We start from the raw sequence: 19,206 nt of genomic DNA on the forward strand, positions 1-19,206 counted from the left end.
GAATCATCACTCCTTCCTTAAATAGTAATAATGCTAACTAGATTAGCAGATACTCATGTTTATGTGGGTATTAAATTGCGTCTTCGTCTTCTTCACCCGTACGAATACGAATAACTCGACTCACATCTGTGATAAAGATTTTACCATCACCAATTTTACCTGTTTGCGCCGTTTCAATAATCGCATCAACACACTGATCAACCACGTCATCAGTCACTACGATTTCTAATTTCACTTTAGGTAAAAAATCAACCATATATTCAGCGCCACGATACAACTCTGTATGACCTTTTTGACGACCAAAACCTTTAACTTCAGAGACAGTCATACCTGTAATTCCGACATCAGCAAGGCTTTCACGCACATCATCAAGTTTAAATGGCTTAATAATGGCTTCGATCTTTTTCATATTAGTCCCTTAACATTAATAAATAGTATCCACCTATTATCCTTGAGCCAAAGCGAACATACAACCTAGGAATTACATCATACCATTCTGGATAAATAGTTGTTCAGATAATTGCGTAGGAAAAATCGATTAGAGCAAGGCATAAATTACAGTAACTAGTTGATCTAATTACAAAATTTATAACGCAGATATAATCGATTTTAACAAGCAAGAATGATCAAATACTTATGTAGATTGGTATTACTTCATTGTCGAATAATAGGCTGCTAAATTTGCCATATCGGTATCACTTAATATTGCTGCCATTGGTTGCATTATTGCTGAATTACCACCACTTCGTTGCTTATTTTTATACGCTTTCAATGAAGATTCAATATATTGAGCATTTTGACCTTTCAGGTTTGGATAACCTGGAATAACCGCAATACCATCAGCGCCATGACAAGAAGCACATATCGCCGATTTTGCCTTCCCTGCTGCCGCATCCCCTGCAGCTAGTGTTGGTGCTGATGCAAATAAAGCGAAAAACGCCCATACAATTATTTTTTTCATTCCATTGCTCCTTATTATTTTTGGTTATTTTGCCAAGTTAGTTATCAATGTCTATTCAAATTCAGTTTTATGCCAGTGTAGCTCACATTCTTCGCCTGAAAATTTTTGACAAACAAATAAGCCCGCAACAGCAGCCAGTTCATCATTATAAAAAACCATTGGCATTCGAGTTCTTTGCCAACTGGGTACTTCATACTCTTGATATAACTTTTTCATTTTTCGACTGTGCTGACGAGCTTCAGGATGAGGCGTTAAACCTACCACATTAAAACGTACTTCAACTTTCTCGTTTTCTGAAGGTGCTCTTAATAACAAAGCCTCTTGATTTGAAGAGGTAATGGTAGCGGCTTTATCCTCTGTCACTACTGGTAACAAGGTCAGTTTCCCAAGGGCGTCTGGTAGTAGTAACTTATCCTTTAGCTCACTTCTCCACTTAGACAGTTCTTCATAATGAGGCAAACAGTATAAATAACCTTGGGAGCGTCTAAGTTGAACAGAGCCAAGTGCTAATGTAGGGTTCGCATCTTCTTTTGCTTGCGCCACTTCATTCCATAGCACACCAAGTTGTGCTTGGCTTGGCAAAGGAATAGCAAACTGCTTTAACCATAATCTTAACAACATATTACGAGCTAATGGCGATTCATGGATCAATCGTAAAATAGAAATACCTTGATACGCATTTTGAAACTCTACCAGCTTTGGGGAAAGTAATTCATTTAGCAGACTTTCTTGCTCGGCACACAACTGAGCACTACGGGATACCGCAGAAGTAAAACTTGGCCAACGTTGTACCAAATTAGGCACAACATCATGACGTAAAAAATTACGGTCGAACCGTGTATCGTTATTACTTTCATCTTCAACCCATTCAAGTTGGTTATCTTGTGCGTACTGCTCAATCTCAGCTCGAGAAACAGAAAGTAATGGCCGACATTTATAACCTTGAGATAAAGGCGTAATTGATGGCATAGAGGATAATCCAGCCGGTCCACTGCCTCTTTTTAGTGCCAAAAAAAAGGTTTCGGCTTGGTCATCTTGATGTTGACCCGTAAGTAATAAGCTATTGGCCTGTATATACTTATCTAATGCTTTATAGCGTGCTTTTCTTGCTACCTCTTCCAAACTATCTTGAGCGCTCACAACAAGCTCAACCCGCTCAATATTTAATGGGATTGATAAAGAATCACAATGCACTTGGCATACGGCTTCCCAATCAAATGCATGCTGACTTAAACCATGATTAACATGGACGGCAATGCATTCTAATTGCTTATCTTTAGCATAAATAGATGCCAACCGAAGAAGCACCATTGAATCAATACCACCACTTAAGGCAACAACAAGATGTGGTGTAGCGACAGGATAAGAAGCTAATTGAGATGAGAATTGAGAATAAAGCATAAACAATATATCCAGATAATAAAAAAGCGAGCACTCAGGCTCGCTTTCACTTTACTCTATCTGACAAAAATTATCAGCAGTAACCGTAACTCATTAAGCGTTGGTAACGACGATCAAGCAATGCCTCTTCATCAAAACCTTCAAGCTCATTCAATTGTTCAATCAAACGTGCCTTAATATTTGCAGCGGTCGTTTTATGATCTCGGTGCGCACCACCTAGCGGTTCATCGATAATCGTATCAATCAACTCTAACTCTTTTAAGCGAGGAGCGACAAGACCCATCGCTTCAGCAGCTTGTGGCGCTTTATCTGAATCACGCCATAAGATTGAAGCACAACCTTCTGGAGAAATTACAGAGTAAGTAGAGTATTGAAGCATGTTCACGTAATCACCAACACCGATAGCTAGAGCACCACCAGAACCACCTTCACCAACAACATTACAGATAACTGGAACGCTTAGCTCAGACATGATTTTTAGGTTCATTGCGATAGCTTCAGATTGGCCACGCTCTTCTGCACCAACACCTGGGTAAGCACCAGCGGTATCGATGAAAGTAATGATAGGCATTTTAAAGCGCTCTGCCATCTGCATTAGACGCTTTGCTTTACGGTAACCTTCAGGTTTTGGCATACCGAAATTGCGTATTACTTTTTCTTTTGTACCACGACCTTTTTGATGACCAATAACCATTACTGGACGACCATCTAAACGAGCAATACCACCGACAAGCGCTTTATCATCAGCAAAAGCACGATCGCCTGCTAATTCATCAAACTCAGTAAACATATGCTCGATATAATCTAATACATATGGACGCTCAGGGTGACGAGCAAGTTGAGCAACTTCCCACGCACCTAGGTCACTAAATGTTTTCTTTTTAAGCTCTAAACATTTATCTTCTAATTGCTTAATTTCTTTTTCTAGATCAAGCGTATTATCTCCACCACGACGAGAAATATCACGCAGCGCTTCAATCTTAGCTTCTAGTTCTGCAATTGGTTTTTCAAATTCAAGAAAATTTAGGCTCATTAAAGAATCCTTGTTAGTTCTAGGCTACTCAAATTAGTAGCCTTATTTATTCTAGTTAAATTCAAGCTCGACTTGCTGTTCGCCAAGCAACGATTTCAAATCATCCATCAGTTGGTCTGTTGGCGTCACTCGCCATTCTGTTCCTAAGACCAACTTAACACGAGCATCAGCTCGCTGATAATATACATTTACCGGAACAGTCCCTGCCCGGTTCGGCTCTAGTATTTGACTAAAGCGTTCAAAAAATTGGTTGTTAATTTGCGCATCGGTAACAGAAACGGATAACCCACGAGCGTATTTTTCTCGTGCATCTCCCAATGACATCACTTCACGGGCTGACATTTTAAGCCCACCATTGAAATCATCAAAGCTGACCTGTCCCGAAACGAGCACTATTTTATCAGTTTCTAGTAAATCAGCGTATCGATCAAGCGCATCTGAGAACAACATCACTTCCATTCGGCCAGATCTGTCATCTAATGTCATCAAACCAATACGATTACCTCGTTTAGTGGTCATTACTCTAGCAGCAATCACTAAACCTGCAACTGTTACTGTTTGATCACGTCTCGTAACGTGAGCATCATTCAATCGCCAAGTAGTATATCGAGACAACTCTTTAATATAGGCATTCACTGGGTGCCCAGTTAAATAAAGACCTAATGTTTCACGCTCTCCCTCAAGCCATACTTTTTCAGGCCATCTTGGTACATGAATATACGCTTGCTCTACTTCTTCTGGCGCTTGAGTTAACACCCCGAACATATCCGATTGACCAAAAGCTTCGGCTTGATGATGCTGGCCTGCCGCTTTCATGGCATCCTCTAATGAAGCCATTAATGCTGCACGATGCGGTCCAAGTCGATCTAATGCACCTGAGCGGATCAATTTTTCTACAACACGCTTATTGGTTTTCTTTGTATCAATGCGAGCACAAAAATCGAATAAATCACGGAAATGCCCGCCTTTATTTCGTGCTTCGATGATATTTTCAATTGGGCCCTCACCAACGCCTTTGATTGCACCAATACCATAAACGATGGCACCATCTTCATCGACATTGAAACGATATAAACCCGCATTAACATCTGGTGGCAATACTTTCAACTTCATACGGAAACATTCATCAACCAAGCCGATGACTTTTTCCGTATTATCCATATCAGCCGTCATTACTGCAGCCATAAATTCCGCTGGATAATGCGTTTTTAACCATAAGGTTTGATAAGAAACGAGTGCATAAGCCGCAGAGTGAGATTTGTTAAAGCCATAACCTGCAAACTTCTCTACCAAGTCGAAGATTTTCATCGACAACTCGCCATCAACGCCATTTGCAATTGCACCTTCTTTAAAGGTACCACGTTGTTTTGCCATCTCTTCTGGCTTTTTCTTACCCATTGCACGACGAAGCATATCCGCGCCACCTAGCGTATAGCCCGCTAAGATCTGTGCAATCTGCATTACTTGCTCTTGATACAAGATAATGCCGTAAGTTGGCTCTAACGTTTCTTTTAACGACTCGTGCTGCCACGTTGCATCCGGATACGAAACCTCTTCTCGACCATGCTTACGGTCAATAAAATTATCTACCATGCCTGATTGCAATGGCCCCGGACGGAATAGTGCCACCAATGCGATAATATCTTCAAAACAGTCTGGTTGTAGACGTTTGATAAGATCTTTCATACCACGGGATTCTAGTTGGAATACCGCGGTCGTTTCCGAGTTTTGTAATACATTAAATGACGCCTGATCATCCAAAGGAATCGATTCGATTCGAATTGGATCTTTACCTTCTTTTGCTCGCTTTGGGTTAACTAGGCCTAGTGCCCAGTCAATAATGGTCAACGTTCTTAAACCCAAGAAGTCAAACTTAACTAATCCAGCTGTTTCAACGTCATTTTTATCAAATTGCGTTACAGGGAAATTACCATCTGCATCACAATATAATGGTGCAAAATCTGTAATCGTCGTTGGTGAAATAACAACGCCACCCGCATGCTTACCTGCATTTCGTGTACACCCTTCAAGGATACGACACATATCGATCAGCGCTTTAACTTCCTCATCCGCCTCATAGAGTTCGGGCAGTTGTGGCTCAGCATCAAACGCTTTGGCTAGCGTCATTCCTGGATCTGGCGGTACTAACTTAGAAATACGGTCAACAAAACCATAAGGATGACCAAGTACTCGACCTACATCTCGAATTACCGCTTTAGCAGCCATAGTACCAAAAGTGATGATCTGAGATACCGCATCACGGCCATACATTTCCGCTACGTGATCAATAACTTGATCACGTTTATCCATACAGAAATCGATATCAAAATCTGGCATGGATACACGTTCAGGGTTTAAGAAACGTTCGAACAGTAAGTCGTATTCAAGAGGATCAAGATCGGTAATGTCTAAAGCATAAGCAACCAAAGAACCCGCACCTGAGCCACGACCGGGACCAACTGGAATATCGTTATCTTTTGACCACTGGATAAATTCCATTACGATCAAGAAGTAACCCGGGAATCCCATTTGGTTAATAACATCAAGCTCTATCTGTAGACGTTCATCATATTCAGGTCGACGCTCTAAACGCACTTTCTCATCAGGAAACAAAAAGGCTAAACGTCTTTCTAAACCTTCTTGAGATTTCTTAACGAGGAAATCTTCAATCTTCATCCCTTCTGTTGGGAAGTTAGGCAGAAAGTATTCACCCAGACGTACCGTTACGTTACAGCGCTTTGCTATTTCAACGCTGTTTTCTAGTGCTTCTGGTATGTCAGAAAAGAGTTCACACATCTCTTCTTCTGAGCGCAGGTATTGTTGTTCACTGTAGAGTTTTGGGCGGCGAGGATCTTCTAAAGTAAAACCATCATGAATTGCCACGCGTATTTCATGCGCATCAAAGTCATCGGCTTTAATAAAACGAACATCATTGGTGGCAACAACTGGTAGGCCTTCATTTTCGGCTAACTCAACAGCGAAGTGCAAGTAACTCTCTTCGTCAGGTCGGCCTGTTCGCGTTAGCTCTAAATAGTAATGTTCTGAAAAGTGTTCTTGATAAAACGCGACACAGTCACGAGCGAGATCTTTATTGCCCTTTAATAAGGCTTTTCCAATATCACCGCTTTTACCACCAGAGAGAAGTATTAAGCCTTCTTTATGCTCGATTAACCACTCTTTATCTATTACCGGTGTATGCTGAACATGTCCGCGTAAATACGCTTTGGAGATCAATAATGTTAGGTTTTTATACCCTTCATTATTTTTAGCTAAGATGGTTAAATTAAACAGTTCCTTACCAAGCTCTGGTGACTGAACTTTAAAATCGGCCCCAATAATAGGTTTAACACCAGCACCATGTGCAGCAAAATAATACTTAACTAAGCCACATAAATTGGTGAAATCTGTCAATGCCATTGCAGGCATTCCTAACTCAGCGACTTTTTTCACTAATGGTGGCACTTTTGAAAGCCCATCCACTAGTGAGAAATCACTGTGTACTCTGAGGTGTACGAATTTAGGTTCAGACATTATTCAATTCCTAACACACGCTTAACGGGTTTAAAGCTGCGGCGATGTTCAGCAATCACACCATGCTCTTCAATCGCAGCAAAGTGTGCTTTGGTTGGATAACCTTTGTGCTTGGCAAATCCATATTGAGGGAATTCTTTATCTAACTCCTCCATCTCTCTGTCACGGGTTACTTTTGCAATAATGGATGCAGCACTGATCTCTTGAACTCGTAAATCGCCTTTAACAACCGCTAAACCTGCCATTGGTAAATCAGGGACTTTATTGCCGTCAATTAAGGCAAAATCAGGCGTTATCTTTAACCCAGCAATAGCCCTTTGCATCGCAACCATTGTCGCTTGCAGAATATTCAACTCATCAATTTCATGTGCCTCACAACGGCCTAGTGACCATGCTAAGGCTTTTTCTTGAATTTCGGGAAACAGTTGTTCTCGTTTTTTATCTGTCAGTTTCTTTGAATCTGTTAACCCTTCTATCGGATTATTCGGGTCTAAAATTACAGCCGCAGTAACAACAGCACCAACTAATGGCCCACGCCCGACTTCATCAACACCGGCAAATAACTGGTATCCTTCAGGGTATTCAAATGGTGGTAATTCTTTTGAGTCTGTTTTTTTTGTCATGAGGTTATTCTGTAATTTCTTTATTAATTAAACGTAAAACAGCATTAGCTGCCTGTTTATCGGCATCTTTTTGAATCCACTGATGCATTTCGGTAAACTTTTCAATCAGTTCATGATTATCACCGCATAATACTTTTTCCATTGCTGGATAAAGAAAATCAGGATGACACTCTTCCTGAATAAATTCCTGAACTAGCTCTTTACCTGCGAGTACATTCGGTAATGACACAAACTCTGTAATCGACAGCTTTTGCGCGATCCAGCCAGTCAGTTTATTTACTTGGTAGCCAACCACCATTGGGCGTTTAACGAGCATGCATTCAAGAGCAACCGTTCCAGAAGCAAGTAACACTGCATCTGCTGCAGTCATTACGTTACGAGCCGTATCTTGAATAATAGTAAATTCTAATTCTGGCGCTGTTTCTTTCCAAATTGTCTCAAATTGCTCACGGCGTTTTTCATTTACCGCTGCCACAACAAATCCCATTTTAGGGTGTTGTTTATGGATACGCTGGCAGGTTTCAATAAATGGTTTGGCAATTAATGCAACTTCACCACCTCGGCTCCCCGGCAAAACCGCAAGCCATTGGCGATCTTGCTCTAGCCCAAGAAGATCTCTTGCCGCTGTTTTGTCACTGTGCATTGGAATGGCATCAGCAAGGGTATGACCAATAAATTCACAAGCCACATTGTATTTATCATAGAATGCTTTTTCAAATGGCAGAAAAGCCAACACTAGATCCGTTGCCGCATCAATTTTAAAAATACGCTTTGGACGCCACGCCCATACCGATGGACTAACGTAATGAACTGTTTTAATTCCGTTGTCTTTTAGCGTTTTTTCAAGACGAAGGTTAAAATCAGGGGCATCAATACCAATAAATACATCGGGTGGATTTTGAGTAAAGTAGCGCACTAACTCTGCTTTTACTTTCAATAGACGAGGTAAACGGCCAAGCACTTCAACCAATCCCATTACGGCTAACTCTTCCATATCAAATAAAGAATTACAGCCTTGAGCTATCATTTTTGGTCCGCCGATCCCAACAAACTCAGCATCTGGGTATTGTGCTTTAATTGACTTAATAAAGCCTTCGCCTAGCGTATCACCCGAAAGCTCACCAGCGACAATACCGATTCGTAATGGTTTGGTCATTTTTGCTCCAAAATAAAAAAGGCCTACATTGATAGGCCTTATAATATGCTTATATTTTTCTAAACGCCGTGATTAACGAATAATACCGCGCGTTGATTTCTCAAACAAATCTAAGAAGCCTTGAAGTACTGGAAATGCTTCAATTTCTTTGTTTATTTCCACTTTTGCTTCTTCAAGCGTATTACCATTTCGGTAAAGGGCTTTATAAGCTCGGCGAATAGCGTGAATTTCTGGCTTCTCAAAACCACGACGCTTTAGGCCTTCGATATTAATACCAAACGGCTTACAGTGGTTACCTTGTGCCATAACAAATGGAGGTACGTCTTGAACAACAACAGAAGCACCGCCAATAAAGCTATGAGCACCAACAGTACAGAACTGATGAACTGGAGATAGTGCAGAAACAATCGCGTAATCTTCAATTGTTACATGGCCGGCTAATGTCGCATTGTTGCCCATGATAATGTTGTCACCAACAATACAGTCATGCGCAATATGGACATTTACGCAAAGTAGGTTATCACTACCAATTGTTGTTACACCACGATCTTGAACCGTACCACGATGAATTTGAACACTTTCACGGATAACGTTACGATCACCAATGACAACCGTTGTTGGTTCGCCACTGTATTTTTTATCTTGGCTTTCTTCACCAATAATTGCAAAAGCAAAAATTCGGTTTTCTTTGCCTATTGTTGTATCGCCTTTGATAACAACATGAGACATCACTTCCGTGCCTTCACCAATCGTTACATTGCCTGAAATGTAAGTAAATGGGCCAATAGATACATTAGCTTCAATCGTTACATTACCTTCAATAACGGCTGATGGATGAATGTTAGCGCTTTCATGAATCATAATTAAAACTCTCGTCTTGCACACTTAAGTTCAGCAGAACAAACGATATCACCGTCAACTTTAGCTACACCGTTAAATAATGCGATGCCACGGCGATCTTTAATAAATTCAACTTCAAGAACTAATTGGTCACCTGGTACTACTGGCTTACGGAATTTTGCTTTATCGATACTTGCAAAGTAATACAGTTCATTCTCAGCAGGAGCACCGAATGATTTAAACGCCAATAATCCGGTTGCTTGAGCCATCGCTTCAAGAATTAATACACCAGGAAAGATAGGCATTTGTGGGAAGTGACCTGTAAATTGAGGTTCATTCACAGACACATTCTTGATCGCGTGTAAGTACTTCTCTTCTTCGAAATCAGTTACTCGATCAACCAATAAAAATGGGTAACGATGAGGTAGTAACTCTTGGATTTCAGTAATATTTAATGTTTTATTTTCACGAGTCAAAATAGTATTCCTGTAAAACAATATCGTATCTGAACAATAGTGTAGCTCAAATAGAGTAATAATAGATAGAAAAAGGTCTGCAAAATGCAGACCAATACTTATTAATTAGAATGTAGTAAAGCTGATATTAATCAACTAACTTTTTCTCAACGGCTTTTAGTCGCTTGTTCATTTCATCAATTTTATGAACTCGAGTCGCTGTTTTACGCCATTCTTTATTGGTTTGCAGTGGAATGCCTGATGAATACATGCCTTTTTCATCAATGCCTCTCATCACCATACCCATACCGGTGATAGTCACGCCATCAGTAATTTCGATATGACCATTAATTACAGAGCCACCGCCAATAATACAGTGCTTACCAATTTTAGTACTGCCTGCAACTATAGTACCACCAGCCATCGCTGAACCAGATCCGATTTGTACGTTATGCGCAATTTGAATTTGGTTATCAATGATTACATTGCTTTCTATTACCGTGTTATCAATCGCACCACGGTCAATCGCTGTGTTGGCTCCAATTTCAACATTGTCGCCAATGATCACGGTTCCTAACTGTGGGATTTTAACCCAAGTACCTCGGTCATTCGCATAACCAAAACCATCTGAACCAATCACGGTTCCTGATTGTACGAGACACGATTCACCAAGTTCAACACGATGGTAAATAGAGACATTTGCCCATAATTTCGTATTTTTACCAATTTTGGCTTCTTGTCCAATAAAACAACCCGCACCGATAATTGCACCATCAGCAATCACTGCTTTTGATTCAATCACTGCATTATGTCCAATAGCAACGCCTTCACCAATAATGGCATCGTCAGCGATGTAAGCTGATGCGGCAATGTTTGTTGCTGGTGCAGGTGTTGTATCTAACGCTTGCGCCGCTAATGCAAACCCTAGGTACGGGTCCTTCATTATTAATGCGTTTGATTGGCAAAATTCAATATCTGCTTCTTTTACTATCACCGCAGACGCTTTACATTCTGCTAAGTGCTTGCGGTATTTAGCATCTGAAAGAAATGTAATATCGCCTTCAGAAGCTTTACTCATCGAAGCGATAGAGTGAACAACAACATCTCCATTTCCATGAACTGTTGCACCAAGTTTTTCTGCCAATTCAGCAAGCGTAATACGTGTCATGGTGAACCTTATTTAATTGCTTTAATAACTTTTTCTGATAGGTTGTCTTCTGGTTTTGCCCAAAGCAGTGTCGCTGCATCAACAACCATATCGTAACCTTCTTTATTTGCTACTTTTTCAACAGTTTGTTGAACTTGCATAATCAGTTTTTGACGCTCTTCGCCTTGACGACGACGGTTATCTTCATCTAAAGCTTGTGCTTTTAGTTTGTAATCAGACTGAAGTGAAGCGATTTCACGCTCTAGTTTAGTTTGACCTGATGCACCAAGTAATTCACCATCACGCTTGATCGTTTCAACTTTATCTTTGATTTTCGATTCAAGGCTGCGCAACTCATCGATACGATCTTTAAACTCAGCACGAAGTTTTTCAGAAATTGCTTCACGTTGCGGCATTTGTTGAACGATCTGAGCCATATTTACATAGCCAATCTTGGTTGCTGCTTCTGCTGCATTAGCAAAAAATGAACCACTTACCAGTACTGCGCCTAAAGCGGCTGCTTTCACTAATTTTTTCAAAATCATATCCTTACTTAACTATTATCGTATATAAACTAATACAGTTTACATTAACACTTTTCTATTAGAGCTATCAATGCTTAGAAAGTTCGACCGATGGTGAAACTGAAGAATTCTTCATCATCACCTTCATAAATTTTCACAGGTTTCGCTACTGAGAATACCAAAGGTCCCATTGGAGACATCCATTGCAGCGCTGCACCGTATGAAGAACGGAAGTTACTTGGGTCTGAATAGTCGTAATAATATTGACTACCGCTTGCGATTTGGCTGTCACTATATTGCGCTTCCGTATCCCACACGCTTGCCATATCAAAGAACACACTAGTTCGAATTTGGCTTTGAGTTTCTTCGCTTGCAAATGGGGTTGGTACAATCAATTCGACACTGGCTAATGCTGTCGCATTACCACCGGTTGAATCATCTGTAACGATATATTCTGGATTGTTTCCTCCAGCAGAACCTGAACCTTGAGCATATACCGCTCTAGGGCCTACTGAGTTTGAGCCAAAACCACGTAAGGTTGTAAAACCACCGGCATAAAAGTTCTCGTAGAATGGGTACAGATTATCATTACCCTCAGTTTGCCCATAACCATTACCATAACCCGCTTTACCACGCATTAATAAAGCAAACTCATGCTTTTTGGTTAATGGGAAGTATTGGCGAATTTCATACTGCGCTTTAAAATATTTAGCATCAGAGTTTGGCGTTGATATTTTATATGATGCACGTTGATAGTTACCTGCCGTTGGGAAATACCCTTTGTTCAGGTTATTACGCGTCCACGATAAGGTGACATCAAAATCATTTAAGTTTAACTCATTGTTTTTGTCATCATAAGCATCACCAACCGACTCTTTAAACTTACTTACTTGTTCATTCTCATCCAGGTTACCGATTTTATTATGAGTATAGCCAACACCAATCTCAAAATAGTTCAGCTCATCAAATGGGAAACCCCATGTTAAATTGCCACCGTAACTTTGGTTGGTATAGTCAACAATACCTGCATCAGACGCTTCAAATTCGTTATAGAAGATCTTACCACCTAAACTTACACCATCAAGGTTCCAGTAAGGGTCACGGTAATCTAAACTGATGTTCTTTTGGTAATCGTTCATCATCGCATTGATACCAACACGGTTACCAGAACCAATAAAGTTATCTTGCTGAAGACCAACCTGGAAGCTGACTCCTGATTCAGTACCGTAGCCGACACCAAAGTTTACGCTACCTGAGTTGGCTTCTTTTACAGAATAAACCAGATCTACTTGATCATCAGAACCAGGAACACGAATAGTTTGTACATCAACCGTTTCAAAGAAACCTAGACGATTCAAACGATTTTTACCTGTCTCAATCGACTTTGAGTTTAACCAAGCACTTTCCATTTGACGCATTTCACGACGCAATACTTCATCTTTAGTCGAGGTGTTACCGACAAATTTAATATCGCGAACATACATACGATTGCCCGCTTCGACATTAATTACTAAAGATACAGTTTGGTTCTCATCGTCAAATTCAGGCATGGTACGAACTTGAGGATAAGCGTAACCCGCTTCACCTAAAATACGTTTAATATTTTCTTCTAAACGAGTAACTGCAGAACCGTTATAAACGTCACCATCTTCAAAAGGAACCAGTTCTTGAAACTCTTTTTCTTTACCGATTAACTCGCCTTGGAATTTAACGCCACTAACAGTATAAGGTTCACCCTCTTTTATCGTCAGTGTGATATAAACGCCTTTTTTATCCGGAGAGATAGAGACTTGAGTTGAATCAACTTGAAACTTTAAATAACCACGATCAAGATAATATGAACGTAACGCTTCAATATCACCAGCAAGAACTTGTTTCTGATATTTTTCATCCGCTAAGAAGTTCCACCAAGCCACATCTACGTTTAGATTAAAACGTCCCAATAACTCATCATCGGTAAATACTTCATTACCAATAAAGTTAATTTGCTGGATTTTTGCCGAAACACCTTCAGTAAAAACAAACTTTAAGTCAGCACGATTACGTGGAAGTGGAGTAACAACCGCGTGAACCGTCGCGTTATACTTACCAACACTGTAATAGAAATCTTCTAACCCTTTTTCAATATTACTTAAGGTTGTTCTATCAAGTGCTTCACCAACACGAATCGATGACGCTTCTAAGTTCTGCTGCATCTGCTCTTCTTTAATGGCTTTGTTGCCAGAAAAAGAGATATTCGCGATCGTCGGACGCTCAGTAACCTTGATTAGTAATGCATTACCATCACGGTATACTTTTACATCTTCAAAGTTACCTGAAGCAAATAAAGCTTGAATGACTTGAGATACGTCTTGCTGACTCATTGAGTCGCCAATTCGAACTGGAGTTTTAAGTAATGCTGCACCTAATGCGACACGCTGTAATCCCTCGAAGCGTATATCATCCACTACAAATGTTTCTGCGCTCTGCGCTGCTACACTGCTAAACAGCAGTGAAGCAATCAACAATTTTTTCATCGCCATAATACGTTTTATAATTCCCTGCTACTACTTAAAGGCGCATAAAGTCGTTAAATAAAGCGACAGCCATTAATGACATGATCATTACTGTACCTACTTTATAACCAATCTCTTGAACTCGTTCTGGTACTGGTTTACGCGTAATGCCCTCAATAGCAAAAAAGAGTAAATGTCCGCCATCCAGAACCGGAAGAGGTAATAAATTAATAATACCTAAATTAACACTAATTAGGGCTAAAAATCCTAAAAATGATACTAACCCATATTCGGCTGTTGTCCCTGCTCCTTTTGCAATAGAAATAGGGCCACTTAAGTTATTTAAAGCGACGTCACCGGTGAACAATTTCTTTGTCATCGTTAACGTTAAATCAATAATACTGCCTGTTTTTTCAATCGCTTTCCCAAAAGCAACGATTGGACCATATTGTTTCTCATAGCGATAGCCTTCTGGCCACTCTTCAAATATCGGAGAAACACCAGCAAAGCCTATTACCTCTCCCGTAGCCGTTTCTTTGCTGTCTGGGGTCAGAGTTAAAGCAATCTCTTTACCATCACGCATAACGGCGATAGTAACGGCTTTATTTGGATTTGCTTGTATCACATCGACCATACCTTGCCATTCAGTTAACGTTTGACCATTAGCTGAAAGTAAGCGGTCACCAACTAATAAACCCGATTTTTCAGCAGCACTGTTACTACTAACATTTGCAACATCAAGAGTTAACGCTGGGCGGTACGGAAGAAAACCAAGTGACAACATTGGAGAGTCTTTTTCTGGGTCAAACGCCCAGTTAGTTAAATCAAGACGTTTTGTCACATCAACACCGATATTCTCTTTATCGCTGTAAGTCACCGTCATTGATTCATCACCAATATGAGAAACAATGGCCATATTCACCGCTTCCCAATCGGAAGTTTGGATTCCTGAAATGGCTTTTAGTTCCACACCAGATGCAATTCCTGCTTGAGAAAATATAGAACCATTATCGACATGACCAACGACGGGTTTAAGTGCCGTCACACCAATCATGAATGCTAACCAACATGCCACAATTGCAAACAAGAAATTTGCTATTGGCCCAGCGGCAACAATGGCACTGCGCTGCCATAATGGACGATTATTAAATGCGTGTTTTTTTAACTCTTCAGGAACTTCATCAACACGTTCATCCAGCATTTTCACATAACCACCAAGCGGGATCATTGAGATACTGTATTCAGTGCCGTCTTTGCCTTTTTTGCTCCAAAGCGCTTTACCGAAACCAATTGAAAACTTCTCAACAATGACACCACAACGGCGCGCAACCCAAAAATGGCCGTATTCATGCACGGCAACAAGAATGCCTAGTGCAATAATAAATGATGCTAAATTCCATAGAAGTTCTGACATAGTTAAACCTTTTTAATTGCCTCATCGGCATAATGACGCGCCATTCTATCTAGGTCAATCAGGCTTTCCAAGCTATCTAGCTCAAGGTTTTGGAAGTTTGCGCATACTTTGTTCAAAACCAACTCATTAATTCGAGCGATATCGGTAAATTTAATTTCACCGTTTAAAAAAGCAGCAACTGACTGTTCATTTGCAGCATTTAATCCAGTAGTCGCATGCTGGCCTAAGTAACACGCATCAATCGCCAACTTTAAACATGGATAACGAGAAAAATCAGGAGCGATGAAACTAAACTCACCAACTTTGGTAAAATCTAACGGTTCAACACCTGCATTTACTCTTTTAGGGTAAGACATGGTACATGCAATGGGTGTTCTCATATCTGGTAGCCCCATTTGCGCGAGAACGGAGCCATCTTTATATTGCACCATTGAATGAATCACTGATTGCGGGTGGATGACAACTTTCAATTGTTCTTTATTCGCATTAAACAACCAACGAGCTTCAATATACTCAAGGCCTTTATTCATCATGGTTGCTGAATCAACTGAAATTTTAGGCCCCATTGACCAATTTGGATGCGCAATTGCCATCTCAGGGGTAACCGTATCAAGCTCAGCGACATCAGTATAACGGAAAGGGCCGCCTGAGCCTGTTAATAAAATAGAGCTCACACCATGAGCATCAAGATCACAACGGCCTAAATTGGTTTGAATAGACTCCGGAAGGCATTGAAAAATAGCATTATGCTCACTATCTACAGGCAATAACTCAGCACCATATTGTTCAACCGCATCAATAAACAATTGCCCCGACATCACCAAGGCTTCTTTATTTGCAAGTAAAATACGTTTACCCGCTTTAACCGCTGACATCGTTGGAAGTAGACCTGCCGCACCGACAATCGCTGCCATTACGGTATCAACCTCATCAAGCTGGGCAATATGACACAAGCCTTCTTCACCAGAGAATACTTCTGCTGTGATCTGATGTGCTTTAAATTGTTCTTTTAGTTCATCAGCTGCAGATTGACACGCCATTGCGACATATTTTGGCTGCCATTCACAACAAAGTTCCAGCATCTTCTCAACATTAGATCCTGCACCTAAAGCCACAACTTCAAATTGTTCGGCGTTATGTTTTGCGACTGAAAGCGTACTACTGCCAATGGAGCCTGTTGCTCCTAAAATGGTTAACTTGCGCATAATAATTTGCCATTGAAAAAATAGAAAAACGGTAGATTATAATATCTACCGCATAAATTACCGTGACCTTAATTTCACTCTTCAATAAAGAAGAGCTCTTGGTCTATAGGAAGTATAAGAAAGCAAATACTGGGAATGCTGCTGTTAAGCTATCTATACGATCTAAAATGCCGCCATGGCCAGGGATAATGGTTCCGCTGTCCTTGATCCCAGACGCTCGTTTAAACATACTTTCAACGAGATCGCCTAACACAGAAATAATGATGGTTGCGATAAATATACCTAGCATTGCCGCGGTGCTTTCAAAACGAATATCAAACGCAGATGCTGCTGTCCAGCCAATAATAATCGCGGTAATAATACCACCAATTAATCCTTCAATAGTTTTGTTTGGGCTCACTGCTGGCGACATTTTACGTTTACCAAAAGATTTGCCAGCAAAATAAGCACCACTATCGGCAGCCCATACCAAAAGACAAACTAGCAGTACTAATTTAGCACCGTAAAAACTGTCAAAAGCGTAGTGATCCGCACGAAGTAGTAAAATACTCCATAAAAACGGGATCATGGTTAGCCAACCAAAAATGTGTTTTAAAGGAAGGTTGTTTTGCCACAATGCTTTACTTTTTGGAAAAGTAAGTACTAACCCTGATGCAATTAACCACCAAATTGATCCGATAAGCAGTACTGCTTGGTGGCCATCACTTGGTATTGCAAGTTCTAGTGTAGAGGTAGGCAATAAGAAAAGAGATGCCGCTAAGGCCGCAACAGAAGGAATTAAAGCGATATAACGAGATTTTGATTCAGTAAACTGAGTCCACTCCCAAAATCCTACTAAGGTAATTGCAGCAATAGCAATAAGAAAGCCCTGCATTGGTAACATAAAAATGCCAGCAATAACCAAAGGGGCTAAGATAAGAGCGGTAATAATGCGCTGTTTCAAACTTTATTGATCCTTTTCGTTCATTAGAGCTTGGATTTGTTCACCGGTACACCCAAATCGTCTTTCTCGACTTACAAACCAAGCTACAGCATCTGCTAAGCTTTGCTCGTTGAAGTCTGGCCAATATTGGTCAGTGAAATAGAACTCAGCGTATGCCATTTGCCACAACATAAAATTACTTATACGGCACTCACCACTGGTTCTTACCATCAAATCCACATCAGGCAAATCTGACATCATTAACTTAGATGCTATCGCAGCTTCATCAATGCTGTCTGCCTGTAAGTTGCCTTGCTCTACTTGATAAGCAAGACGTTTTACTGCTTGGGTGATATCCCATTTCCCGCCATAATTCGCCGCGATATTTAGTACTAAGCCTGTATTTTCAGCAGTTACAGCTTCAGCCTCTAGAATCTTCTTCTGAAGACGAGTACTAAATTGAGAAGTATTACCTATAACACGTAATTGAATATTATTTTTATGGAGACGTTTTACTTCACGAGAAAGAACCGTGATAAACAACTCCATAAGAACACTAACTTCTTCTTCAGGACGACGCCAATTTTCACTACTAAAAGCAAAAAGCGTTATGGCACGGATTCCTAATTTACTGGCTGCTGATATGGTTTTTCTTACCGCATCAACACCCGCTTTATGACCAAATACACGAGGCTTTCCCTGAGCTTTCGCCCAACGTCCATTACCATCCATAATTACCGCAATATGCTTGGGTAATACTTCTAATGATAAAGACTCGTTATTCATTTGACTGGCCATATAACTCCCTTAAAAATAAAAGCGCTAATGTCTACACATAGCGCTTCTTATCGTGTTCATCACGGATATCATATCATTATTTAAATAAAAACATCAGTCTGAACAATGAGTAATAAAAGTAAATTATACTTCCATTAACTCTTTTTCTTTAACTGCAAGTACTTCATCAATACTCTTAACGGCAGCATCAGTTAATTTTTGGATCTCATCTTGTGCTTTACGATCGTCATCTTCTGAGATTTCTTTCTCTTTTAGAAGCGCTTTAACGTCACCGTTAGCATCACGACGGATGTTACGAACAGCAACACGACCATTTTCAGCTTCACCACGAACGATTTTAACTAGGTCTTTACGACGCTCTTCAGTTAGCGGTGGAAGTGGTACACGAATTACTGTACCAGCAGACATTGGGTTTAGGCCAAGATCTGACATCATGATTGCTTTTTCAACAAGACCAGCAAGTTCTTTATCGAAAACAGTAATTGCAAGAGTACGAGAATCCTCAGCAATAATGTTAGCAACTTGATTAATAGGTGTTTTAGCACCATAGTATTCTACTGAAAGACCAGCAAGAAGACTTGGATGAGCACGGCCTGTACGAATCTTTAATAGATTGTTTTTCAGTGCTTCTACACTTTTTTCCATGCGCTCTTGAGCGTCTTTTTTGATTTCGTTAATCACAACTTCACCTTAATTGTTAT

The 19,206-nt window shown here is 40.3% G+C and carries 17 protein-coding genes; all 17 read right to left on the reverse strand.

What is annotated here, in order from left to right:
- Nucleotides 1-70: 70 nt before the first annotated feature.
- Nucleotides 71-409: a nitrogen regulatory protein P-II gene (gene glnB / locus PVK63_RS17015; protein WP_060991646.1), complete on the reverse strand. Its 339-nt coding sequence runs from the start codon at nt 407-409 to the stop codon at nt 71-73.
- A gap of 240 nt (nt 410-649) precedes the next feature.
- Nucleotides 650-961, reverse strand: coding sequence for a c-type cytochrome (locus PVK63_RS17020; RefSeq protein WP_130085987.1), 312 nt, complete (start codon nt 959-961; stop codon nt 650-652).
- Between the two features lie 51 nt (nt 962-1,012).
- Nucleotides 1,013-2,362, reverse strand: coding sequence for a tRNA lysidine(34) synthetase TilS (gene tilS, locus PVK63_RS17025; protein WP_130085986.1), 1,350 nt, complete (start codon nt 2,360-2,362; stop codon nt 1,013-1,015).
- A gap of 73 nt (nt 2,363-2,435) precedes the next feature.
- A complete protein-coding gene (gene accA / locus PVK63_RS17030; RefSeq protein ID WP_130085985.1) occupies nt 2,436-3,395 on the reverse strand; it encodes an acetyl-CoA carboxylase carboxyl transferase subunit alpha in 960 nt (319 codons plus the stop codon).
- A gap of 51 nt (nt 3,396-3,446) precedes the next feature.
- Nucleotides 3,447-6,926: a DNA polymerase III subunit alpha gene (gene dnaE, locus PVK63_RS17035; protein WP_130085984.1), complete on the reverse strand. Its 3,480-nt coding sequence runs from the start codon at nt 6,924-6,926 to the stop codon at nt 3,447-3,449.
- Nucleotides 6,926-7,549, reverse strand: coding sequence for a ribonuclease HII (gene rnhB, locus PVK63_RS17040; protein WP_130047699.1), 624 nt, complete (start codon nt 7,547-7,549; stop codon nt 6,926-6,928). The genes dnaE and rnhB overlap by 1 nt, the downstream gene beginning before the upstream one ends.
- 4 nt (nt 7,550-7,553) lie before the next feature.
- Nucleotides 7,554-8,705, reverse strand: a complete 1,152-nt coding sequence (lpxB, locus tag PVK63_RS17045) for a lipid-A-disaccharide synthase (protein WP_130047700.1) — start codon at nt 8,703-8,705, stop codon at nt 7,554-7,556.
- A gap of 72 nt (nt 8,706-8,777) precedes the next feature.
- Nucleotides 8,778-9,566, reverse strand: coding sequence for an acyl-ACP--UDP-N-acetylglucosamine O-acyltransferase (gene lpxA / locus PVK63_RS17050; RefSeq protein ID WP_130044047.1), 789 nt, complete (start codon nt 9,564-9,566; stop codon nt 8,778-8,780).
- Nucleotides 9,567-9,568: 2 nt separating this feature from the next.
- Entirely contained in the window at nt 9,569-10,021 is a 453-nt protein-coding gene (gene fabZ, locus PVK63_RS17055) for a 3-hydroxyacyl-ACP dehydratase FabZ (RefSeq protein WP_130085983.1), read from the reverse strand.
- Between the two features lie 127 nt (nt 10,022-10,148).
- Entirely contained in the window at nt 10,149-11,168 is a 1,020-nt protein-coding gene (gene lpxD, locus PVK63_RS17060) for a UDP-3-O-(3-hydroxymyristoyl)glucosamine N-acyltransferase (protein ID WP_130047702.1), read from the reverse strand.
- A gap of 8 nt (nt 11,169-11,176) precedes the next feature.
- Nucleotides 11,177-11,692 (reverse strand): OmpH family outer membrane protein, encoded by a 516-nt coding sequence (locus PVK63_RS17065; protein ID WP_130044044.1) that lies wholly within the window; start codon nt 11,690-11,692, stop codon nt 11,177-11,179.
- 74 nt (nt 11,693-11,766) lie between these two features.
- A complete protein-coding gene (bamA, locus tag PVK63_RS17070; protein ID WP_274440787.1) occupies nt 11,767-14,193 on the reverse strand; it encodes an outer membrane protein assembly factor BamA in 2,427 nt (808 codons plus the stop codon).
- 28 nt (nt 14,194-14,221) lie between these two features.
- Nucleotides 14,222-15,580, reverse strand: a complete 1,359-nt coding sequence (gene rseP / locus PVK63_RS17075; protein WP_274440786.1) for a sigma E protease regulator RseP — start codon at nt 15,578-15,580, stop codon at nt 14,222-14,224.
- 2 nt (nt 15,581-15,582) lie between these two features.
- Nucleotides 15,583-16,785, reverse strand: coding sequence for a 1-deoxy-D-xylulose-5-phosphate reductoisomerase (ispC, locus tag PVK63_RS17080; RefSeq protein WP_130085980.1), 1,203 nt, complete (start codon nt 16,783-16,785; stop codon nt 15,583-15,585).
- Between the two features lie 103 nt (nt 16,786-16,888).
- The gene (locus tag PVK63_RS17085; RefSeq protein WP_130044040.1) at nt 16,889-17,728 is read right to left on the reverse strand and encodes a phosphatidate cytidylyltransferase; all 840 of its coding nucleotides are present in this window, start codon (nt 17,726-17,728) and stop codon (nt 16,889-16,891) included.
- Between the two features lie 3 nt (nt 17,729-17,731).
- Complete coding sequence (locus tag PVK63_RS17090) at nt 17,732-18,493, reverse strand: isoprenyl transferase (protein WP_207215639.1); 762 nt, start codon at nt 18,491-18,493, stop codon at nt 17,732-17,734.
- Between the two features lie 135 nt (nt 18,494-18,628).
- Complete coding sequence (gene frr / locus PVK63_RS17095) at nt 18,629-19,186, reverse strand: ribosome recycling factor (RefSeq protein ID WP_130044038.1); 558 nt, start codon at nt 19,184-19,186, stop codon at nt 18,629-18,631.
- Nucleotides 19,187-19,206 lie beyond the last annotated feature (20 nt).

Source organism: Aliivibrio sp. S2TY2 (genome assembly GCF_028765525.1).
Classification (GTDB): domain Bacteria; phylum Pseudomonadota; class Gammaproteobacteria; order Enterobacterales; family Vibrionaceae; genus Aliivibrio; species Aliivibrio finisterrensis_A.